At 63.4% G+C, this 21,594-nt stretch carries 20 protein-coding genes and 1 tRNA gene; 15 read left to right on the forward strand and 6 right to left on the reverse strand.

Translation table 11 applies throughout. The features are described 5' to 3' along the window. The first annotated feature begins 25 nt into the window (after positions 1–25). Positions 26–919: a fructose bisphosphate aldolase gene (locus GRI68_RS04260; RefSeq protein ID WP_160616087.1), complete on the forward strand. Its 894-nt coding sequence runs from the start codon at positions 26–28 to the stop codon at positions 917–919. 37 nt (positions 920–956) lie between these two features. Here GRI68_RS04260 and GRI68_RS04265 read toward each other — a convergent pair whose 3' ends face one another. Then, on the reverse strand, positions 957–1,358 hold the full coding sequence (locus tag GRI68_RS04265) for a hypothetical protein (protein ID WP_160616088.1): 402 nt from the start codon (positions 1,356–1,358) through the stop codon (positions 957–959). Positions 1,359–1,397: 39 nt separating this feature from the next. Here GRI68_RS04265 and thiE point away from each other — a divergent pair, with 39 nt between their 5' ends. The 3 genes from thiE to GRI68_RS04280 all read left to right on the forward strand — a co-directional run bounded on the left by thiE (position 1,398) and on the right by GRI68_RS04280 (position 4,031). Next, positions 1,398–2,075 carry a thiamine phosphate synthase gene (thiE, locus tag GRI68_RS04270; protein ID WP_234028709.1) on the forward strand — a complete coding sequence of 226 codons (678 nt, stop codon included), beginning with the start codon at positions 1,398–1,400 and terminating at the stop codon, positions 2,073–2,075. Between the two features lie 82 nt (positions 2,076–2,157). Beyond that, positions 2,158–3,381, forward strand: coding sequence for a L,D-transpeptidase family protein (locus GRI68_RS04275; RefSeq protein WP_160616089.1), 1,224 nt, complete (start codon positions 2,158–2,160; stop codon positions 3,379–3,381). Then, a complete protein-coding gene (locus tag GRI68_RS04280; RefSeq protein ID WP_160616090.1) occupies positions 3,381–4,031 on the forward strand; it encodes a M23 family metallopeptidase in 651 nt (216 codons plus the stop codon). The genes GRI68_RS04275 and GRI68_RS04280 overlap by 1 nt, the downstream gene beginning before the upstream one ends. Before the next feature lie 11 nt (positions 4,032–4,042). On the opposite strand, the gene GRI68_RS04285 is transcribed toward GRI68_RS04280, so the two are convergent. Beyond that, positions 4,043–4,399 (reverse strand): hypothetical protein, encoded by a 357-nt coding sequence (locus tag GRI68_RS04285; RefSeq protein ID WP_160616091.1) that lies wholly within the window; start codon positions 4,397–4,399, stop codon positions 4,043–4,045. Between the two features lie 112 nt (positions 4,400–4,511). On the opposite strand from GRI68_RS04285, the gene efp reads away from it, so the two are divergent. The 5 genes from efp (at position 4,512) to GRI68_RS04310 (ending at position 9,423) form a co-directional block, all read left to right on the forward strand. Continuing rightward, on the forward strand, positions 4,512–5,075 hold the full coding sequence (gene efp / locus GRI68_RS04290; protein ID WP_160616092.1) for an elongation factor P: 564 nt from the start codon (positions 4,512–4,514) through the stop codon (positions 5,073–5,075). A gap of 6 nt (positions 5,076–5,081) precedes the next feature. Further along, positions 5,082–5,921, forward strand: a complete 840-nt coding sequence (locus GRI68_RS04295) for an inositol monophosphatase family protein (protein ID WP_160616093.1) — start codon at positions 5,082–5,084, stop codon at positions 5,919–5,921. A gap of 129 nt (positions 5,922–6,050) precedes the next feature. Beyond that, a tRNA-Leu gene (locus GRI68_RS04300) sits at positions 6,051–6,136 on the forward strand. A gap of 25 nt (positions 6,137–6,161) precedes the next feature. Next, positions 6,162–7,970 (forward strand): SLC13 family permease, encoded by a 1,809-nt coding sequence (locus GRI68_RS04305; RefSeq protein ID WP_160616094.1) that lies wholly within the window; start codon positions 6,162–6,164, stop codon positions 7,968–7,970. A 133-nt stretch (positions 7,971–8,103) separates the two neighbouring features. After that, positions 8,104–9,423, forward strand: a complete 1,320-nt coding sequence (locus GRI68_RS04310; RefSeq protein ID WP_407643328.1) for an amidohydrolase — start codon at positions 8,104–8,106, stop codon at positions 9,421–9,423. A gap of 67 nt (positions 9,424–9,490) precedes the next feature. Here GRI68_RS04310 and GRI68_RS04315 read toward each other — a convergent pair whose 3' ends face one another. Further along, positions 9,491–9,676, reverse strand: a complete 186-nt coding sequence (locus GRI68_RS04315; protein WP_234028710.1) for a hypothetical protein — start codon at positions 9,674–9,676, stop codon at positions 9,491–9,493. Next, positions 9,673–10,953: an isocitrate lyase gene (gene aceA, locus GRI68_RS04320; RefSeq protein ID WP_160616096.1), complete on the reverse strand. Its 1,281-nt coding sequence runs from the start codon at positions 10,951–10,953 to the stop codon at positions 9,673–9,675. Before aceA ends, GRI68_RS04315 begins: the two co-directional genes overlap by 4 nt. A gap of 141 nt (positions 10,954–11,094) precedes the next feature. Between aceA and GRI68_RS04325 the strand changes: the two genes are divergently transcribed. The 6 genes from GRI68_RS04325 to GRI68_RS04350 all read left to right on the forward strand — a co-directional run bounded on the left by GRI68_RS04325 (position 11,095) and on the right by GRI68_RS04350 (position 19,608). Continuing rightward, positions 11,095–12,498, forward strand: a complete 1,404-nt coding sequence (locus GRI68_RS04325) for a helix-turn-helix domain-containing protein (protein WP_160616097.1) — start codon at positions 11,095–11,097, stop codon at positions 12,496–12,498. Between the two features lie 56 nt (positions 12,499–12,554). Then, positions 12,555–12,839 (forward strand): hypothetical protein, encoded by a 285-nt coding sequence (locus GRI68_RS04330; RefSeq protein ID WP_160616098.1) that lies wholly within the window; start codon positions 12,555–12,557, stop codon positions 12,837–12,839. 107 nt (positions 12,840–12,946) lie between these two features. Then, positions 12,947–14,326: a TIGR03013 family XrtA/PEP-CTERM system glycosyltransferase gene (locus tag GRI68_RS04335; protein ID WP_160616099.1), complete on the forward strand. Its 1,380-nt coding sequence runs from the start codon at positions 12,947–12,949 to the stop codon at positions 14,324–14,326. After that, a complete protein-coding gene (prsK, locus tag GRI68_RS04340; protein ID WP_160616100.1) occupies positions 14,323–16,434 on the forward strand; it encodes an XrtA/PEP-CTERM system histidine kinase PrsK in 2,112 nt (703 codons plus the stop codon). Before GRI68_RS04335 ends, prsK begins: the two co-directional genes overlap by 4 nt. Further along, positions 16,431–17,792, forward strand: coding sequence for a PEP-CTERM-box response regulator transcription factor (gene prsR, locus GRI68_RS04345; protein ID WP_160616101.1), 1,362 nt, complete (start codon positions 16,431–16,433; stop codon positions 17,790–17,792). Before prsK ends, prsR begins: the two co-directional genes overlap by 4 nt. After that, positions 17,776–19,608, forward strand: a complete 1,833-nt coding sequence (locus GRI68_RS04350; RefSeq protein ID WP_160616102.1) for a tetratricopeptide repeat protein — start codon at positions 17,776–17,778, stop codon at positions 19,606–19,608. The genes prsR and GRI68_RS04350 overlap by 17 nt, the downstream gene beginning before the upstream one ends. On the opposite strand, the gene GRI68_RS04355 is transcribed toward GRI68_RS04350, so the two are convergent. Together GRI68_RS04355 and panB are read right to left on the reverse strand one after the other, a co-directional pair. Continuing rightward, complete coding sequence (locus GRI68_RS04355) at positions 19,568–20,632, reverse strand: DUF475 domain-containing protein (RefSeq protein WP_234028711.1); 1,065 nt, start codon at positions 20,630–20,632, stop codon at positions 19,568–19,570. The two genes, GRI68_RS04350 and GRI68_RS04355, sit on opposite strands and share 41 nt — an antisense overlap. A 5-nt stretch (positions 20,633–20,637) precedes the next feature. Next, positions 20,638–21,510, reverse strand: coding sequence for a 3-methyl-2-oxobutanoate hydroxymethyltransferase (gene panB / locus GRI68_RS04360; protein WP_160616103.1), 873 nt, complete (start codon positions 21,508–21,510; stop codon positions 20,638–20,640). Positions 21,511–21,594: the final 84 nt, after the last annotated feature.

Consider the following 21,594-nt stretch of genomic DNA (forward strand, 5'->3'; position numbering starts at 1 on the left):
AATTCCAGAAAGACGTGAGGCTCCCATGAATTTCGACGAGATGAAACAGCGCATGGCGACCGGCAAGGGCTTCATTGCCGCGCTGGACCAGTCGGGCGGCTCGACCCCCAAGGCCCTGGCTTCCTACGGTGTCGAAGACGGGGAGTGGGACGGCGAAGAGGAAATGTTCGCCCAGATCCACAAGATGCGCTGCCGGATCGTCGATTCACCCAGCTTCTCGAACGGCAAGGTCCTCGGCGCCATTCTGTTCGAAAAGACCATGAACGGTTGCAGTGGCGACGGTTCGCCGATCCCCGAACTGCTCTCGCGTCGCGGGATCGTGCCGTTTCTGAAAGTCGACAAGGGCATGCATGACGAGGAAAACGGCGTGCAGCTGATGAAGCCGATGCCGACGCTCGACGAGGATTGCGGCCGCGCCAAGGAACTTGGCGTGTTCGGCACCAAGATGCGCTCGGTCATCAACGAGGCGAATGAAGAAGGCATCGCCGCCAATATCGAGCAGCAGATGGATTTCGGTCTTCAGATCCTGTCGAACGGCCTCGTCCCGATCCTCGAGCCGGAAGTCAGCCTCAAGAGCACTTCGCGCGCGCAGGCCGAAGCGCTGGTGCTGTCGAACGCGCTCGACCAGCTCAACCGCGTGCCGGAGGGCCAGCAGGTGATGTGGAAGCTCACGATTCCCTCGGAGCCCAATCTCTACAAGCCGCTGATCGATCACCCCAAGGTGCTGCGCGTGGTTGCGCTGTCGGGCGGTTACAGCCGCGAGGATGCCTGCCGCGAACTGGCGAAGAACGACGGCATGATCGCCAGCTTCAGCCGTGCGCTGCTCGAAGTGCTGAACGCCAAGATGGACGACCAGCAATTCGACCAGGCGCTCGGCAATGCGATCGACGAGATCGCCTGCGCCAGCACCGGAGAGTAGACCGCTTTGTTTTTGCGAGGCTAGGTCGTCGCTGCGCTTATTCGTAAGCGAAGCGGTAATCCGCCATGGGGGTCTGCCGATCCGCCTGGTTTTCAGGCTGCACGGTTGCCAGCATGACGGTCTCGCCTCGCACGGTGTAGGGCTTGCCTAGCTCCAGCTCCACGGTCTGGCGCCAGCCAATCCCGTCGAGCCGGGTTTCCACCACTGCGCGTCCGGCATGGATGCAGCGGGCGTTTTCCGGGCACCGACTGTCTTCGATGAGCCCCGTCGGCGTGGCGATCAGGGCGTTCGACACCCAGACGGGTTGGTTGAACGGCACCAGCGCATCGCGAGACAGGATGTCGCGATCCGAATCGACCACGGGCGAAGTCGGCACGGTGGCGCAGGCGGAAAGAGCGATAGCGAGCGCCGGTGCGGCGAAGAGAGCGAGTTTCGTCATGACGCTTGCCTAGCGCCCATGCCCCTGACGCACGCATGAATGTCGACGAATGGCGCGCATCACGTTAGCAGCACCGCCATGTCCAATTGCCAGCTCTATCTGATTTCGCCGCTCGACGTTTCGGGCGAGTTTCCCCAACGCCTCGAACGTGCGCTCGAGGCCTCGGGACAAGGCGGGCCCGTCGCGGCCTTCCAGTTCCGGGTGAAGGATGTCGACCAGCACGAAGCCGCGCGTCTCGCCGAGCCTCTGCAGGCCATCTGCGCCGCGCATGACGTGGCGTTCGTGGTCAATGACAGCGTCGCGCTGGCGAAGCGTCTCGGGGCCGATGGTGTGCATCTGGGCCAGCAGGACGGCCCCGAAGGCATTCTCGACGTGCGCGAGGCCCGCGATGAGCTTGGTCGCGACGTGCAGATTGGGGTGACCTGCCACGCCAGCCGCCATCTCGCTCTGGAAGCGGGAGAGGCGGGGGCCGATTATGTCGCCTTTGGATCGTTCTTTCCCAGCGAAACCAAGCAAAGCGAGCATCGCCCCGAATTGTCGATGATCGAATGGTGGGCCGAAATGGTCGAAATCCCGAGTGTCGGAATCGGCGGGATCACGCCCGACAATTGCGGTCCGCTGATCGAGGCGGGGATCGACTTCCTCGCCGTCAGCCATGCCGTATGGGGCGGAGACGAGGTGGCGGCGGTCAAGGCATTCGCGGATAAACTCGGCTGAGTTTACACCGCACGGAACCGCGCCCGCGTCCGCAGGTTTCTCTGGCAACGCCCGCTTTTCCGCGCGGGCGAGGGGAGCCTTCATGATACGCAAATTCACCATTCTGCTGGCCACGGCGGCGCTTGCCGCTTGCGGCGCGGACAATACCGACGAAGCCGAACGCCAAGCCGCCGAACAGCAACAGGCCGACACCACCGCGCCCGATCCGCTCGCGTCGAACGACGAGGCGAGTGAAGAGGAATTGTCGCAAGGGATCGCCGATCCCGAAGACCGCCCGATCATGCAGGCGCAGGTCGTGCTCGATCGCCAGGGTTTCACCCCGGGCGTGATCGACGGTAAGATGGGCATGTCGACCGAGAACGCGTTGAATGGCTTCCAGCAAGCCAACGATCTCGAACAGACCGGCAAGCTCGATGAAGCGACCAAGAAAGCGCTGGCCGAGTGGGACAGGATCCCCGCCACCCGCGTGGTGACAATCCCCGAAAATTGGGCGCAAACCGATTACACCGACATGCCGGAGGATACCGCGGCCAAGGCGAAGCTCGATCGCCTCGGCTACAAATCGCTCGACGAGCGGCTCGCCGAGCGTTTTCACACCACGGTCGAAGTGTTGAAGCAGCTCAATCCCAATGGCCGCCCGGCAGGTGCCGATGCCGCGCCTGAAGCCAGTGCATCGCCCAGCGGAACTCCGTCGCCCACGGCAACCGCCAGCGCATCGCCCACCCCGACTTCCCCGGCTTCGCCCGACGATGCGACCGAAAGCGAGAGCTTCTTCACTGCGGGCCAGCAGGTGCGCGTCCCCAATATCGGGAACGACAAGATCGCTTCGGGCACGGTCGAAGACGCCGATTGGGAGCGTACGCTTACGTCGCTCGGTATCGGCAGCGATCAGCCTTCGGTCGATCGCATCGTCGTCAGCAAGGCGGGCAAGACGCTCAAGGCGTTCAATGGCGACAAGCTGGTCGCGATGTTCACCGTCAGCTCGGGCTCGAGCGAATTTCCGCTGCCGCTCGGCGAGTGGGACATCGTCGGCAAGGCCTACAACCCGCCCTATCGCTACGATCCCGAAGTGCTCGGCAATGCGGATTCGGAAGACAACGTCCACCAGCTTCCGCCCGGTCCGAACGGTCCGGTCGGCGTGGTCTGGATCGACCTGTCGAAAGAGCATTACGGCATCCACGGTACGCCCGATCCCGAAACCATCGGTCGCGCGCAATCGTCGGGCTGTGTTCGCCTGACCAATTGGGATGCAGCGCGTCTTGCGCAAATGGTGTCGCAAAGCACGAAGGTCGAGTTCGTCTCCTGATGGGGAGTCTCGACCGGATCATCACCGTTCTCGTTACTGCCACCCTGGTTTCGGCCGGGTGGATCGTGGCGGGGCCGATGGTGTTCGCAGACGATGACGGTGCGACGGCTACCGCAGATGCGCGGGATGGCGCGCCGTCCGTGGCTGCTGGCGATGCCATGCCCGCGCCGGAGAACGTGCCGGAGATCGACGAGCCCCGTCCGACGCCGCTACCGCCCGGTTCCTATGCGATCCCGGTGCAGGGCGTGGCAGCGGACGAGCTCGTCGATACCTATGCCCAGGCACGCGATGGGGGCGTTCGGCGGCACGACGCAATCGACATCATGGCCGCGCGCGGCACTCCAGTGCTGGCCTCAACGGCAGGCACTGTCGAGAAGCTGTTCGACAGCCGCAAGGGCGGTCTGACCGTCTATATCCGCGGGCCCGACGACGCGCGGATGCACTATTACGCGCACCTCGACAGCTATGCCGAGGGGCTTGCCGAAGGGCAGAAAGTCGCTGCTGGCGAAGTGATCGGCACGGTCGGATCGACCGGCAATGCGCGCGACGACGCTCCGCACCTGCACTATGCAGTGATGGAACTGGCTGCGGGCGACGACTGGTGGGAAGGGACCCCGATCAATCCCTATCCGTTGCTGAAAGGAAACTAGGCCGATCGAAATCAGGTAGGGACGTGGATGCAGCGAACGGCGGTGTCCGCCCCGTCCTCGGTCTCGCGCAGACGTTTCTCGCTGGCCGCGCGGTAGGTCCGTCCTTCGAACGCGCCGCTGGTCATGGTGATCGTGTCGCCGAGCCGCAGATAGGTGCCGATGACATCGCCCACCTTGTAGCGTGAGCCGCGGATCGTTTCGAAATCGCGATCGGTCTGGAGGAAGCGGGCTTCGGCGCTGGCGATCCCCGGCACCGCGCAGGACCATTTGCCTTGCGCCAGCACGCCGATCTTGCCCGACTCGCGTTCCTGCGACGCGGCCGGAGCAGCCAGCAAAGCAAGCAGGGGGAGGGCGATCAGCATGCGCATCGCGACGCCCCTACACCTCGCACCGCTTGCCGCCAAGTCGCCCAGCGTCTACAGGCGCGCCACGCATTCGCGCGGGGCAAATCCGCGCCATCTCCATACGAAGGCATTTCCCATGAAGATCAGCGGCGTCGACATCCGCCCCGGCAACATCATCGAATACGAAAACGGCATCTGGAAGGTTGCCAAGATCCAGCATACCCAGCCCGGCAAGGGCGGGGCCTATATGCAGGTCGAGATGAAGAACCTGCAGGATGGCCGCAAGACGAACGTGCGCTTCCGCAGCGCCGACACGGTCGAGAAGGTTCGCCTCGATACGAAGGACTACCAGTTCCTTTACGAGGAAGGCGACATGCTCGTCTTCATGGACACTGACACGTACGAGCAGATCCACCTGCCTTCGGACCTGCTCGGCGATGCGCGCCCGTTCCTGCAGGACGGGATGACAGTCCAGCTCGAACTGTGGGAAGAAAAGCCGATCTCGGTCCAGCTTCCCTCGCAGATCGAAGCCGAGATCGTCGAGGCCGACGCAGTGGTGAAGGGGCAGACCGCGTCTTCCAGCTACAAACCCGCCGTGCTCGACAATGGCGTGCGCATCATGGTTCCCCCGCATATCGAAAGCGGCACCCGGATCGTGGTCGACGTCTACGAACAGTCCTATGTCGGGAAGGCCGGATAAACCGTCATGCCCGTACTACCCGGTATCATCCGCGTCATGGAAAAGGCCGCGCGCAAGGCGGGCGGCCGTTTGCGGCGCGACTTCGGTGAAGTCGAACACCTCCAGGTCAGTCGCAAGGGACCGGCCGATTTCGTCTCCAAGGCCGACATGCGTGCCGAGCGCGCGCTGTGGGACGAACTGAAGCATGCCCGCCCCGATTGGGGTTTCGTACTCGAGGAATCGGGCACGATCGAAGGCGATCCCGACAAGCCGCGCTTCATCATCGATCCGCTCGACGGAACCAGCAATTTCATCCACGCAATCCCGCATTTCGCAATCTCGATCGCGGTGCAGGAGCCAAAGCTGGGCGGCGGCGGTTGGGGCGAGGTCAGCAGTGGCATCGTCTACAATCCGGTCACCGACGAAACGTTCTGGGCCGAGAAGTCGAACGGCGCCTGGCTGCATGACGGTCGCTTGCGCGTCTCGGGTCGCAAGCGGCTCGACGAATCGCTGATCGCGACCGGCATTCCCTTTGCAGGCGCTGGCGATCCCGCCGAATGGACCGCGATCTACAACAAGCTCGCGCCCGAAATCGCCGGTATCCGCCGGTTCGGTGCAGCCTCGCTCGATCTCGCCTGGCTCGCTGCCGGACGCTACGATGCGTTCTGGGAAAGCGGCCTCAAGCCGTGGGATACCGCGGCCGGGTGCCTCCTGGTGCGCGAGGCCGGTGGCTTCGTGTCCGATTATCGCGGACGCTCGCTGCCGATCTGCGACAAGGAAGTGCTCGCCGGCAACGACGTGCTGCATTCCAAGGTCCACAAGCTGGTTGTCGAAGCCCGCAAGACGCTGAAGACTTCCGCAGGTTGACGTCATCCCGGCGCAAGCCGGGGTCACGCTCGATTTTCTAAAAGTTTCCGGGTTTCGTGAGGGGGGCAGGCGTTTGCCTGTTGCCCTCGCAGAATCCCGCCTCTAATGCAGCGCTCCAACGCTGGAGGGGCCCCTGTGGCGGAATTGGTAGACGCGCTCGACTCAAAATCGAGTTTCCATGTGAAGTGCCAGTTCGAGTCTGGCCAGGGGCACCATTATCGCTACCATGTGCGCTAAGCGATGACACCCGTTCTCACCATGCCAAGCTTCCACGCGCTCGCCGCCATTACGGTGACGATTGCGATGTTCATCGGCTTTGCGCGCGGCAAGATGCCGATCGAGATCATCTCGCTGCTGACGATCGCGGTGATCGCGGTCGGGCTCTATTTCTTCCCGCTCGCGGGCATGCAGCCGACCGATGGGCTGCAGCTCGCTTTCTCGGGTTTCGGCCATTACGCGCTGATCACGATCTGCGCGCTGATGATCCTCGGGCGGGGCCTGGTGGTGACAGGCGCGCTCGATCCGGCGGCCCGTTTCCTCGAGCGGGTGTTCAAGTTCAATCTGCAGATCGGCCTGCTCGTATCGCTGGTCATCACCTTCTTCCTGTCGATGTTCGTCAACAACACGCCGGTGCTGGTGCTGATGCTGCCGATCTTCGCCGCGCTCGCCTCGCGCGGGGCGCTGCCCAGTTCCAAGACGCTCATCCCCCTCAACGCCGCGTCGCTGATCGGCGGGGTTGCGACTACGATCGGCACGTCGACCAACATTCTGGTTGTCTCCATCGCCGCCGATCTGGGCATGCGCGAAATCGGGGTGTTCGACTTTACCCCGATCGTGCTGGTCGCGGCGGTGGTGGCGCTGCCCTATGTCTGGCTCGTGATGCCGCGCCTGCTGCGCGACAACCGCACCAAGGACGAAGTCACCGCCCGCCGTTTCGAAGCGCGCTTGCGCATCCGCGAGGAGAGCGAACTCGTCGGCACCGACATGAAAGATCTGATCGCGCGGATGCCTGCCGGTCTGGATTTCCATGGTGCCACCGAAGACAAGCTCAAACCGCAGCAGCGCCTGCTCGTCTCGGGTACGCACGACGATCTCGAAGAAGCGATGCGCGTGCTCAAGGGCGAATCGGCCCCGATCTGGGTGCTCGATCGTATCCGGCGCACCGCCAACGAATTGCGCGAGGACATTCTCGTCGTCGAAATGACGGTGACCGCGGATTCGCGCCTCGTCGGGCGCACGCTGCCGGGCAGCGGGATCGCCGATCACTACCAGGTCGCGGTGCTTGGCATCCACCATCCCCCGCGCCTGCTCGGCCAGCATGACGCGGAGGGCCCCGGCGGCGATCACCGCCTCGTCGAAGGCGATGTGCTGCTGGTGATGGGGCTCGAGGAAGACCTGCGCAAATTCGCGCGCGGCGACAGCCTGCTGGTGCTCGAGGGCATGCGCGAAGTGCCGCGCCGGTCGAAAGCGGTGCTGGCGGCAGCGATCATGTTCGGCTCGGTCATCACAGCCGCGATCGGCCTGTTTCCGATTGCGGTCGCGGCGCTGGCCGGGGCCATCCTGATGTTCGTGACCGGCTGCGTGAAGTTCGACCGGGTGGGAATGGCCCTATCCGCACAGGTCATCGTGCTCGTCGCGGCGTCGATTACGCTGGGCCGCGTGATAGACGAAAGCGGGGCGGCCGACTGGCTCGGCCAGACGTTATCGCTGGGCCTCGTCTATTTGACCCCCGCAGCGACGCTGGCGGCGATTATGATCTTCGTCACCTTCCTCACCAATTTCGCCTCCAACGCGACGGCGGCCACGGTCGGCACCCCGATCGCCTTCAGCATCGCCAACCAGCTCGGCCTACCTGCAGAACCGCTGGTGCTGGCCGTGCTGTTCGGCTGCAACCTCTGCTACGCGACCCCGATCGCCTATCAGACGAATATGCTCATCATGTCCGAGGGCAATTACAAGTTCGGCGATTATGTCCGCACCGGGGTGCCCCTGGTGCTGATCATGGTCACCACGCTCTCGATCGCGCTGGTGTGGAGCTACGGCATCTAGGGCGCTTTCCTAACTGCCCGCGATGTGCCAGCTTGCGCCGCAATCACGGGAATGTCCGGGGCCGGAGATTCCTTTGTCTGGACAGTGTAACACCCGGTCCATGTCTCGCATGGCCGGCAGGGGGGAAATGCCGATGAAACGCCTGATCGCCACGCTCGCAGCCGGAGCCGCCGTGCTCGCCACGCCCGCCATGGCCGACGAATTGCGCGAAAGTCTCGACGACAAGATGCCGGCGCTTATGGAGCTCTACAAGGATCTCCACGCCCACCCCGAGCTGAGCTTCGAGGAAACCCGCACCGCGGCAAAGCTCGCCGAACTGATGCGCGCCGAGGGTTTCGACGTGACCGAAGGCGTCGGCCAGACCGGCGTCGTGTCGGTGCTGCGCAATGGCGAAGGGCCGACGGTGATGATCCGGGCCGACATGGACGGGCTGCCGGTGGTCGAGCAGACCGGCTTGCCTTACGCTTCCACGCAGAAGGCCACGCCCGCCAGTGGCGTTACAACCGGCGTGATGCATGCCTGCGGGCACGACACGCACATGTCCGCCTTCATCGGGGCGGCGCGACTGCTGGCGGAGCGCAAGGACGAATGGTCGGGCACGCTGGTGATGATCCTCCAGCCTGCCGAAGAGATTGGCCTCGGCGCGCTCGCCATGCTCGAAGACGGGCTCTACACCCGCTTTCCCACTCCCGATTATGCGATCGCCTTCCACGATGCGGCGCAGTTCCCGGCCGGAACGATCGGCTATTCACCCGGCTATGCGCTCGCCAATGTCGACAGCGTCGATATCGTGATCCCCGGCGTCGGTGGTCACGGGGCCTATCCCCACACCACCAAGGATCCGATCGTGCTGGCGAGCGCGGTCGTGATGAAGCTTCAGACGCTGGTCAGCCGCGAAAGCTCGCCGCTCGATCCGGCGGTTATAACCGTCGGCAGCTTCCATGCGGGGGCCAAGCACAACATCATCTCCGACGAAGCCAGGCTGCAATTGACCGTGCGCTCCTATTCGGACGAATCGCGCAAGCTCCTGCTCGACGGGATCGCCCGCGTGGCGCGCGGCGAAGCGATCGCGGCGGGCATGCCCGAAGACAAGATGCCGACCGTCACGGTCGAGGATCCATACACGCCGAGCACCTACAACTCGCCCGACTACACCGAGACGGCGATGACGGCGATGCGCGCGCGCTTCGGTGTAGATCGCGTGATGCAGGTGCCGAGCGTGATGGGCGGCGAGGATTTCGGCCAGTTCCTGCGCAATGGCGATGACGACATGAAATCGCTGATCTTCTGGGTCGGCGGCGTCCCGCAGGAGCGTCTCGATGCGGCCGCCCGTGGAGAAGCGAGCCTGCCGTCGCTTCACAGCCCCTTCTGGGCGCCAGATGCCGAAAAGGTCATCGCGACGGCTGCCGAAGCGCTTGCGGCCGAATCGCTGCGCTTGATGCCGCGCAAGTAGAGCCGCCAATAAAATGGCGGCCGCCGGGACAGACCGGCGACCGCCTACTCCTCCCCAGGAGTATCTGTCAGCGTTGGTAGCTGCCGAGCCGGTGGTGAAGCGCAGAGACCTTGGCCAGTTCGGCTTCGTCATCCAGCGTCTTGGCGTGGCTGGCGAGCGCTTCGCGGATCAGCCGGAAGTCGGCGTTAGAGAGCAGCGCTCGGGCGGCGGTGGGTTCGCCGGTCGGGTTCTTGAGCGTGGCAGTGGTCATCATGCAGCCTCCTTCTTGAACTGGTCTGCTTCGGTGGATTCGGACAATGCGGTGGTCGAGCTGGCCCCGCCAGAGAGTGCGGTGGCAACAGCGTCGAAATAGCCGGTGCCGACTTCGCGCTGGTGGCGGGTGGCGGTGTAGCCATCGACTTCGCTGGCAAATTCGGCCTGCTGCAGCTCGGAATAGGCGGCCATGCCGCGATCCTTGTACCCGCGGGCAAGCTCGAACATGCCGTGGTTGAGCTGGTGGAAGCCGGCCAGGGTGACGAACTGGAACTTGTAACCCATCGCCCCCAGCTCGCGCTGGTATTTGGCGATCGTGGGCTTGTCGAGATTGGCCTCCCAGTTGAAGCTGGGCGAGCAGTTATACGCCATCATCTTGCCAGGATGCGCTTTCTGCACCGCTTCGGCGAAGCGCTTGGCATCGTCGAGATTGGGCTTGCTGGTCTCCCACCACAGCAGGTCGGCATGCGGCGCGAAGGCGATCCCGCGCTTGATGCAGTGATCGACGCCGGTGCCTTCCTTCAGGCGGAAGAAGCCTTCGGGCGTGCGTTCGCCGGTCAGGAACTCATGATCGCGCTCGTCGACATCCGAGGTGATCAGGCGCGCACTCTCGGCATCGGTGCGAGCGATCAGGACAGTCGGGACGCCGGCCGTATCGGCGGCGAGACGCGCGGCGTTGAGGTTGCGGATATGCGCCTGTGTCGGGATCAGGACCTTGCCGCCCAGATGGCCGCACTTCTTTTCGGCGGCAAGCTGGTCTTCGAAGTGAACGCCCGCAGCGCCGGCCGCGATATAGGCTTTCATGATTTCGAAGCAGTTAAGCGGGCCTCCGAAGCCGGCTTCGGCATCGGCAACGATCGGAACGAGCCAGTCGCGAGACACATCGCCTTCGGCATGTTCGATCTGGTCGGCACGCATCAGCGTGTTGTTGATCTTGCGCGCCAGTTCAGGCCCAGCATTGGCCGGATAGAGCGACTGGTCGGGATACATCGCGCCGGCGGTATTGGCGTCGGCAGCAACCTGCCAGCCCGACAGGTAAATCGCCTTCAGACCGGCGCGAACCATCTGCATTGCCTGGTTCCCCGACAGCGCGCCGAGGGCGTTGACGTAGTCTTCGTTCTTTAGGAGCTCCCACAATTTCTCCGCACCGCGGCGAGCGAGCGTGTGCTCGACCGTGATCGAACCCCGCAAGCGAGCAACTTCGGCGGCGTCGTACGGACGGTCGATACCGTCGAAGCGGCCTTCGGAGGCGGGAACGAGTTTGGAGAAATCGGTCATCGGGCAGTCCTTCTAACTGAAACTGATGCAAGGATGATGCCGCTGCCCAACGCTAAAGTGGAGAAGAATTTACAAACAAACTTGTCTTATGGCGCCTGGTTCAGCCATAAGCCCTGTAACGTTGTAAAGAAAGTTACACGCATGGTCGAACCTTCTTCAGTCCTCGCCGGCGCGGCGTTGCGCCGACTTCGCCGTAGGGAAGGGCTCACCCAAGCTGCGATGGCGGAGAGGCTCGATATCTCGCCGAGTTACCTCAACCTGCTCGAGCGCAATCGCCGCCCGCTGTCGGCAAGACTGATGGTCGCGCTGGCCGAGAGGTTCGATTTCGATCCCCGCGAACTCCGTCACGACGAGCTCGTCGGCGGGGTCGACGGACTGAGGCGGAGGCTGGCTGACGAGCGATTCGCCGATCTCGCGATCGACCGCGAGGATATCGTCGAATGGCTGTCCGCCGCTCCGCAAGCAGCAATCGCTTTCGCCCGGGTCTTCGATGCGGGAGGCGAGGATGCCGCCGAGCCTACGACCTCTCCGGCGCTGGAAGTCAGGCGCGAGATCGAACGCTGGCGCAACCATTTTGCCGATCTCGACCGCGCAGCCGAGGAACTGGCCGACGAATTGCGGCTCTCCAACGCGGATCTGTTCGCGGCGCTCTCAAACAGGTTGCGCGAAGATCACCAGCTTTCGGTGCGGATCGTCCCGGGTGAAGTCATTCCCGGTCTCATACGGCGCCTCGACCTGCATGCCCGCCAGTTGCAATTGTCCGAAATGCTTCCGCCGCACTCGCGGACGTTCCAGCTCGCGATCCAGCTGGCGCAGACCGAAGCGCGAGACCAATTGGCGGCGCTCGCCGATGGGGCGGATTTCTCGAGCGACCAGGCCCGCGAACTCTATCGCCGGCACCTAGCCGGCTATTTCGCGGCCGCTGTGATGATGCCCTATGGCCGCTTCCTGCGCGCCTGCGAGGCCACCGGCTACGATTTTGCGGTTCTCGAGCGGCGGTTCGGTGTCGGTTTCGAGCAGCTCGCTCATAGGCTGACGACGCTGCAACGGGTTGGCCAGCGAGGCCTGCCCTTCTTCATGGTGCGAACCGATCGCGCGGGGCAGTTTTCGAAGCGTTATGTGGGGGCGAGCGAAGCAGACTTTCTCGATGGCCAGGGCAGTTGCCCGCTATGGAAGCTCCACCACGCGTTCGAAGCGGGCGGCCGGATGCTCGTCCAACAGGTCGAGATGGCCCGGCTCGACGGCGTCGAAAGCCGATGGGTCACCTTTGCCCGTGCGGTCGAGCGCGGCAGTGCCAATCAGGATCAGCCCGGTGACTTTGTGATCGGGCTCGGAATTGCGTCCAATCTCGCCGGAACGCTGGCGGCGAGCCGGGGACTTGCCCTTAATGATGGGAAGGCCGCGCCGATCGGGCCGGGCTGTGTCCGCTGCCCACGCGAACAATGCCTCCAGCGTTCGCTCGCCCCCACGGGCCGCATCCTCCATTTCGAGCGACACGTCTCGGCCGCAACTCCGTTTCCGCTCGAACCTCCCATTGCCGGATAGGGGAACCTCTCGTAGCGTGGCCGGTTGTGCGACCAGTCCGTATCGGGAGATGCATAATGACCGAAGAACGCACCACCCGGGTCGAGGAGCCTGATGGTTCGACCCACACCACCACGACCGTGGTTCATGACGATGCGCCGCGCAGTGGCGGTTCGGGCTGGATCATCGCTCTGATCCTTCTTGTAGCAGTTATCGCCGGAATCTGGTTCTTTACCCAGCAGACCAATTCGCAAGTAGCTGCAGATCAGGCAGTCGAAGGCGCCGCCGATGCCGTTCAGGGAGCAGCCGAAAGCGTCGGCAATGCCGCCGATAATGCAAGCGAACGGCTTGAGGAAAATTGATTGGAGTGTCGGCTCGCTTGACAGCGTAAGGCGAGCCGACACTGTAAAATTTACCGACATTTCATAAAACGCGGGTTATAGGCCTCTCCAAGCAAGAGACTTGGACCATGATCCGCGTATTCAAACATTACGTTTCGCCTGCCGTACTCGTGCTCGGTGCGATCGACGCTTTGCTGCTGCTGATTTGCGGCGAGGCCGGGTGGCGTCTGCGCGCGGCCCAGGCGGGGATCGATCTGGGTCCGTTTGACGACCGGCTTGGCAGCCTGGTGATCTATGCCGTAGTAGCGATCACTGCATTGATGGCCGTCGGGTTGTACCGCGCCGAAGCACTGCGATCGCCCCGCTTTGCGTTGGCGCGCCTGCTGGTCGGTTTGTCGTTCACCGTGATTGCAATCGCTGCGGTCGGCTTCTGGCTGCCCGGCGCGACTTTCTGGCGTTCGACGCTGATGTCTGCGCTTTTTCTGTCAGGCCTGTCGATGTTGATCCTGAGGCTGATCGTCGACCGGATCGACGTGGCCGGCTTCCAGCGACGGGTGGTCGTGCTCGGCGCAGGCTCGCGCGCCGTTCGGATGCACGCCATGTCGCAGCGTCCCGAGAGCCGCTGCCGGATCGTCGCTTTCGTATCGATGACGGACAATCCGACCATCGCTTCGGCGACACCGCGCGAGGACATCACCGATCTGGCGGACTATGTCGATGATCTAGACGCAGGCGAAGTGGTGCTCGCGCTCGAGGAGCGGCGCAACTCGCTACCGCTCGACGACCTGCTCCGGATCAAGATGGCAGGCGTCAGGGTCAACGATTTCTCCAGCTTCGTCGAACGCGAAACCGGACGGGTTGATCTCGACACCGTCAATCCCAGCTGGTTGATCTTTTCGGACGGTTTTTCGTCCGGTCGTGCGGTCTCGATCGTGGTGCGGCGCGCCTTCGATATCATCGTATCCGGGCTTGCCCTGCTAGTGACGGCACCGGTGATCCTGCTGTTCGCGCTGCTGGTCAAGCTCGACAGCTCAGGCCCTGCATTCTTCCGTCAGACCCGCGTGGGCCATTTCGGGGTCGAATTCGGTCTCATGAAGCTGCGCTCGATGCGGACCGATGCGGAAAAGGACGGCGCGCAATTTGCCCAGGAACGGGATCCGCGTATCACCCGCATTGGGCGGTTCATCCGGCTCACCCGCATCGACGAGCTGCCGCAATGCTGGAACGTACTGAAAGGCGATATGAGCTTTGTCGGCCCGCGTCCCGAGCGCCCCGAATTCGTCGCCGAGCTGGCCGAGAAGCTGCCGTTCTATTCGGAACGACACATCGTGAAGCCGGGCATCACCGGGTGGGCGCAGATCAACTATCCGTACGGGGCCTCGCTCGATGATTCGCGGCACAAGCTGGAATACGATCTCTATTATGCGAAGAATTATTCGCTGTTCCTCGATCTCCTGATCCTGTTGCAGACGCTGCGGGTCGTGCTGTGGAACGAGGGAGCGCGATGATCGATCTCCCCCAGGCACTCACCAACTTCGTCTATATCATCGCAGCGGCGTGCTCCGCTGCGGTCGCAGCGTGGATTTACCCGCGGCGCGATCGCTATGGGCGTGCGGGCGGGCCGATCGTTGCCGCCCTGATAATTTCGGCAATCTGGGCCGTCGTCGCGCTGACTGCAAACGAGATATATATCGCGGGAAGGGCTGCGTTCAGCGCCACGCACCTCGCCTGGCTATTTGCGACCTATCGCCTTTTTTCCATCGATGGCCGCGACGAAAGTCTGCGACCGATCCGGCCCATGGCGATTGCGCTGTGTTTCGTCGAACTGCTCCAGCTCGGCCTTGGCACGCTTGCGCCCGGCCTTGCGATGGCAGGCGGTGATGCGAGGATGGTGTTCAGCCTGCTTGCGCTGTTTCGCCTGATGGTAGCGGTGGGTGCACTGGTGCTGGTCCACAATCTCTATGTCGGTGCCAGTGCTTCGGCCCGCAAACTCCTCCGCTGGCCGGCCAGCGCACTTGCGCTGATGTGGGTCTACGATCTCAATTTCTTCACCATCGCCTATCTGACCGGCGACATTCCCTCGTCGCTCGCGGCCCTGCGCGGGATCATTCCGCTGATGATGGCGGTCATGCTGATCCCGGGCGCCGCTCTTTCGGGGCGCGCGCTCAAACTGGCGCCGTCGCGCTCCGTGGCGTTCCAGAGCTTCTCGCTGCTGGTCATCGGCGCCTATCTGGTCGCGATGGTCGGGATCGCCCAGTGGCTGGCCTATCTCGGCGGCGATTTTGCGCGCACGCTTCAGCTGGCCTTCGTGGTCACGGCATCGGTGATCGCGCTGATCTTCCTGCCATCTACCAAGTTGCGCAGCTGGCTGAAGGTGACGCTGACCAAGCACCTGTTCCAGCATCGCTACGATTATCGCGAGGAGTGGCTGCGCTTCACCCGCACGATCGGGCGCGCAGCGGAATCCGATACCCCGCTGCACGAACGGGCCGTCCACGCCATATCAGATATCACCGACAGTCCCGGCGGCCTCTTGCTCGTTCCGACGGACGGCGGCGGCCTGGAACTGGCCGCGCGGTGGAACTGGCAGACGCTCGATGTGCCCGCGATGGCGATGGATCCGCAGCAGGCGAGCTTTTTCTCCCGCGAAGGGTTCGTGGTCGATCTCGATTCAATGCGTTCGGGCATGTCGCAGGAACGCGAGCGCGCTTTCGTACCCAAGTGGATGGTCGAGGCCGAACGCGCATGGGCGCTCGTGCCGCTGGTCCATTACGAGCGCCTGACCGGCCTCGTGGTACTGATGCGGCCGCAATATGCCCGCCAGCTTGACTGGGAGGACTTCGATCTCCTCAAGGTCGCCGGGCGCCAGTTGGCCAGCTATCTTGCCGAGCGCGAGGGCCAGGAAGCTTTGGTCGAAGCCAGGCAATTCGACGAGTTCAATCGCCGTATCGCGTTCGTGATGCACGATATCAAGAACCTTGCGAGCCAGCTGACGCTTCTGGCGCGCAATGCCGAAAAGCATGCCGAGAAACCGGAATTCCGAACCGATATGCTCGTCACACTGCGCAATTCGGCGGAAAAGCTGAATGCGCTCCTGGCGCGGCTCGGACGCTACAACGCGGGCGAGATAGCTGCGTCGGCGCCGGTCGATCTTGCGGTGTTGCTCGATCAATTGCGCCAGCGCTTCGCAATACAACATCCGGTCGAACTGACGATCAAGGAAAAGGTCGCGGTGCAGGCCGATGCCCACGCGCTGGAACAGGTCCTCGCGCATCTGTTGCAGAACGCGATCGATGCGACCGAAGACGAAACCTCGGTGGTCATGACCCTCGATCGCGACGGCATGTACGGGCGGATAGAAGTGCGCGATTCCGGTGCCGGTATGAGCGCCGAATTCGTTCGCAGCAGTCTGTTCAAACCGTTCGTATCCTCGAAGAAGGGCGGCTTCGGTATCGGTGCGTTCGAGGCGCGCGAGCTGGTGAAGGCGATGCGAGGGCGGATCGAAGTCGAATCGCGGGAAGGGTTGGGGTCGCGCTTCACCGTGCAACTCCCGCTCGTGGATATCTCCGAATTGTATGAACAGCGTGAGCGCAGCCGCGCAGGGGCAAATGAATGACCGATAGCAAACCGAAACTCCTGATCGTCGAGGACGACGCCGGCCTGCAGGCGCAGCTCAAATGGGCCTATGAAGACTTCGACGTCATCGCGGCGACCGATCGCGCTTCGGCAATTTCGGCCTTGCGGGCCGAAAGCCCTGCTGTGGTGACGCTCGATCTGGGATTGCCGCCCGATCCGGACGGGACCAGCGAGGGCTTCGCCGTGCTTGACGAGATCATGGCGCTGAAGCCCGATACCAAGGTGGTCGTCGCCAGCGGGCACGGCGCACGGGAGAGCGCCCTCGATGCAATCGCCAAGGGGGCCTACGATTTTTATCAGAAGCCGGTCGATATCGAGCAACTCGGCCTGATTGTGCGCCGCGCGCTAAGTCTCCACCAGATCGAGGAGGAAAACCGCAAGCTCGCGATCCGCGCCGACGACGATAACAAGGTTCTTGGGCGGATGATCACCGCCGCGCCAGAAATGGTCCGCGTGGCGCGGACGATCGAGCGCGTGGCGAACACCAACGTCTCGGTCATGCTGCTCGGCGCGAGCGGGACGGGCAAGGAATTGCTGGCGCGGGGCCTGCACGATGCCAGCGACCGCGCCGATGGCGAATTCGTCGCGATCAATTGCGCGGCGATCCCGGAAAACCTGCTCGAAAGCGAATTGTTCGGACACGAGAAGGGGGCGTTTACCGGCGCGATCAAGACCACTGAGGGTAAGATCGAGCAGGCCAATGGCGGCACGCTGTTTCTCGACGAGGTCGGTGACATTCCGCTGCCGCTTCAGGTGAAGCTGCTGCGCTTCCTGCAGGAGCGCGTGATCGAGCGGATCGGCAGCCGAAAGTCGATCGCGGTCGATACGCGGATCGTCTGCGCGACCCATCAGGATCTTGAGGCGATGATTGCGGCGGGGAGCTTTCGCGAGGATCTGTTCTATCGCCTCGCCGAGATCGTGGTGAAGATCCCGGGCCTGGCCGATCGACCGGGCGATGCGACGCTGCTTGCGAAGGCCTTTCTGGCCAGATTTGCCGCCGACATGAACCCGTCGGTCAAAGGCTTTGCGCCCGACGCGCTTCAGGCAATCGATGAATGGGGTTGGCCGGGAAACGTGCGCGAACTCGAAAACCGGGTGAAGCGCGCGGTGATCATGGCCGATGGAAAGCTGGTGGGTGCCGAGGATCTCGACCTGACCGAAGACGAGGACGATGCCGATGTCCTCAATCTGAAGGCGGCGCGAGAAAAGACCGATCGCAAGATCATCCGCCGTGCGCTGTCGCGGACGGACGGCAATATCTCGAGCACAGCCAAGCTGCTGGGAATCAGTCGTCCCACGCTTTACGACCTCCTCAAGCAGTATGACCTTCAGCACTGATCGTCCTTTCCGGCGCGGTCTGCTGCTGGCGGGCCTCGCCATCGGCGTAGCGCTGGGCGGGACCGCGATTGCGGCTCCCGGACAGTTGCAAGCGGCGCGCGATGCGATTGCACGGGGCGATGCGGTCTCTGCCGAAGTGGCACTCGAACGCGCCACTGCCGACGGGGCAACGGACCGCGCGGTTGCCGCTTTGTGGGGCGAGGCCTGTTTGCTCGCCTATGATTTCGATTGCGCGCGTCGGTGGCTCGCGCCGGGCGAGTTTGCAGAGGGCGAGGCCGTGCGAGGGTTTCAGCTGCTGGGGCGGGTTGAACGCGATGCCGGCAATCCGCAGGCCGCGGCCAACGCCTATGACCAGGCGCTCGCGCTCGACGAACGCAATGCCGATCTGTGGGTCGATATCGCCGAATTCCGCTATTGGGCGGGCGAGGAGGCGCTGGCCTATCAGGCGCTTGCCCACGCCCTGCGGCTCGATTCGGCATCGCCGCGCGCTCTTGCAATGCGCGCGCGTGTGATTCGCCAGCGCGACGGGTTGCTGCCCTCCCTTCCGTTGTTCGTCCAGGCAATTGACGCAGGACCCGGCGATCTCGGCCTGCTTCTCGAATACACCGCCGCACTCGGCGAGGCCGGGCAGGGAGCCGGTTTCCTCGCTGCTTCGCGTGCCGCCATCGGTCGCGGTGGCCAGAACATGGGGTTGTATCTCCAGTCGGTTCTGGCGGCGCGGGCGGGAGATTTCGAAACCGCGCGTACGCTGATGGAGCGGGTACCGCAGGGCATCGGTGGCCAGGGCGCGGAGATCCTGCGAGCGATCATCGACATCGAGCTCGGCAATCTGCGAAACGCGCAGGAGACGCTTGCCCGGTTCCACGATCGCGTTTCGGATGATCCGGTTGTGAACCGGCTCTACCTGCGGGCTCTCGCGCTGGATGATCGGAACCAGGCTATCGTCTCGATATTCGGTAACGCTGCCGAGGCCTATGGCGCCGAGCCGTACCTCAAGGTCGCAGTGGGCCGTGCTTTCGAGAAGCTAGGGCAGCGTGACCGCGCCGGCCGTCTGCTCGACCAGGCCGGTCGCAGCAATTCCTCGGGTTTCACGGTTGTGCCCGGTTTCGGAGCGGCCGTCGCCGGGGCCGCTTACGAGCGAAACCCGCGCAATTTCGATACCACGCGGGATTTTGTGGCGGGGCTGATCGCGGACAATCGCGCGGTCGATGCCGCGAGGGTTGCCGATTGGTTTGCGGAGGAATTCCCCACAACGCGCGCAGCGAGCATGCTCGCGGGCGACACAGCTCTTGCGAGCGGGGCCAATGCCAAGGCGCTACGACATTATTCGCGCGCGGCGCAAATCCGTCAGTCCGATCGCTTGCTGCTGCGAATGGCGCACACGCTCGATCGGCTCGGGCGATCGCGCGATGCACGTGAGAAGGCCCAAACCTATCTCGCCAATCGTCCGGGCAATGCTCTGGCGTCACGGATTTTAGCGATGAAAGCGGCCGAAGCCGGCGACTGGGCGCTCGCGAGTGAACTGCTGCGCTACCTGCTCGCCGGTCCGGGATCGCGCGATGTGGTGTTGCTGGCGCTGGCCGCGCGCGCCGAGAGCTATGTCGGTCGCCACGACGATGCGCAGCGCTTCGGGCGCCGGGCCATGGAATTGCAACCGTCGAACATGTTCGCCGCGACCAGCTATTCGCTTGCGCTCCAGCAGAGTGGGAAAACGAAGGACGAAGCCGATCGGCGCGCCGGGATTCATCCCGACGGAAGCCGATTTCCGCGTGCGCTCAGTCTACTGCGACAGGCTGCGGCGGCGCGCGGCGGTTGACCCGCACCGACCACCAGAAGGACAAACCGATCAGCGCGCCACCGATCAAGCCGGTGATCGTCTCGGGAATGTGAACCAGCGCGCTGAACAGCATGATGCCGCCCAGCGTGATGATCGCCCAGAAGGCTCCGTGTTCGAGGAAGCGATATTGCGCCAGCGTGCCCTTGCGCACGAGATGGATCGTCATTGATCGCACGAACATGGCCCCGATGGACAGACCCAGCGCGATGATCACCATATTGTTCGACAAGGCGAAGGCACCGATCACGCCGTCGAAACTGAACGAGGCGTCGAGCACGTTGAGATAGAGGAACCCGCCCAGGCCTGAGCGCACCACGGCGCCCTGCAAACGGGCTGCCTCTTCCTTCATTTCGAGGATCGTGTTGATCCCCTCCACCGCAATGAACGTCACGAGGCCGAGGATACCGGCGGTTACGAAAGTGAGTGCGTCCTCCGCCGGAAGCTGGGTGGAAATGCCCCAGATCGCCAGCAAGAGAATTGCGATCTCGGCAGCCGGAAGTGCAGCGAACTTCGCCAGATAGCGTTCGAGCACCGATATCCAGTGCACGTCCTTGTCCGCATCGAAGAAGAACTTAAGGCCGACCATGGCGAGGAACGCGCCGCCGAAGCCGGCGATGCCGATCTGCGCCCCGCTGACGATCCGTTCGTATTCGGTCGGGTCGTTGAGCGAAAGACGGATGGTCTCCAAGGGACCAAGCCCCGCGGCAATCGCGACGATGGCAAGCGGGAAGACGATCCGCATGCCGAAGACGGCAAACGCGATACCCCAGGTCAGAAAGCGTCGCTGCCAGACTTCGTCCATGTTCTTGAGAACCGAGGCATTGACCACGGCATTGTCGAAACTGAGTGAGATTTCGAGAACCGACAGGATCACAATGATCCACAGCACCTCGAGCATTCCCACGAAATTGCCGGTGCTGGCCCAACCGTACCAAGCTCCCAGGCCAAGGCAGACGAGCGTGAAAATCAGCGAGAAGCCGTAGAAGCGAAGCATGGTCTGCATGGGGTCTACTTTTTCGGTTGGTAGGTCTGCTCGTCGCCGGGGAAAGCCCGGCTGCGAACCTCGCTCGCATATTGTGCGGCGGTTGCCGAGATCGTCTCGGCGATATCACCGTATTTCTTCACGAAGCGAGGGACCCGTTCGAACATGCCGAGCATGTCTTCGGCGACCAGGACCTGGCCATCGCATCGGCCCGATGCGCCGATGCCGATCGTGGGAACGGCGACGTTCTCGGTGATCTCGATCGCGATCGGCTCGACCACGCCTTCGATCACGATGGCGAAGGCTCCGGCCTTATCGAGCGCCTTGGCGTCTCCAACGATCTTTTTCGCTTCCGCATCGCTGCGCCCACGCGCGCCATAGCCACCCAGCACGTTGACCGCCTGCGGGGTGAGCCCGACATGGCCCATCACCGGGATGCCGCGCTGGTTGAGGAAAGCGACCGTTTCCGCCATCGCTTCGCCGCCTTCGAGCTTCACCGCTGCCGCCCCGCTGGCCTTGAGCAGGTAAGCCGCGCTCTCGAACGCCTGTTCCTTCGATTGCTCGTAGCTGCCGAACGGCATGTCGACGATGACGACGGCATGGTAGCTCCCGCGCACGACCGCGGCGGCGTGGTTCGCCATCATCTCGAGCGTGACGGGAATCGTCGATGGCAGGCCGTAGATGACCTGCGCAAGCGAATCCCCGACCAGCAGCATGTCGCAATGCTCATCGAGCAATTGCGCTTGCCGGGCGGTGTAGGCCGTCAGCATGACGAGCGGCTCCTCGACCTTACCATCCTGCTTGTGGGCGCGGATTTTCGGCACGGTCAGGCGCTTCATCGGGGCGGGGGTGGGATTGGCGCGAGACGTCGCGGTATCGAGCTGGAAAGTCGTGGACATGCGCACCCTCTAGCAAATTGTGCTCTCGACGCGAGGGGTAAGTGGTTGCTAGCACGGCCAGCACATGTGCCCGGAGGGGGCAAA

This window comes from Alteriqipengyuania halimionae (assembly GCF_009827575.1).
Taxonomy (GTDB): Bacteria; Pseudomonadota; Alphaproteobacteria; order Sphingomonadales; family Sphingomonadaceae; genus Alteriqipengyuania_A; species Alteriqipengyuania_A halimionae.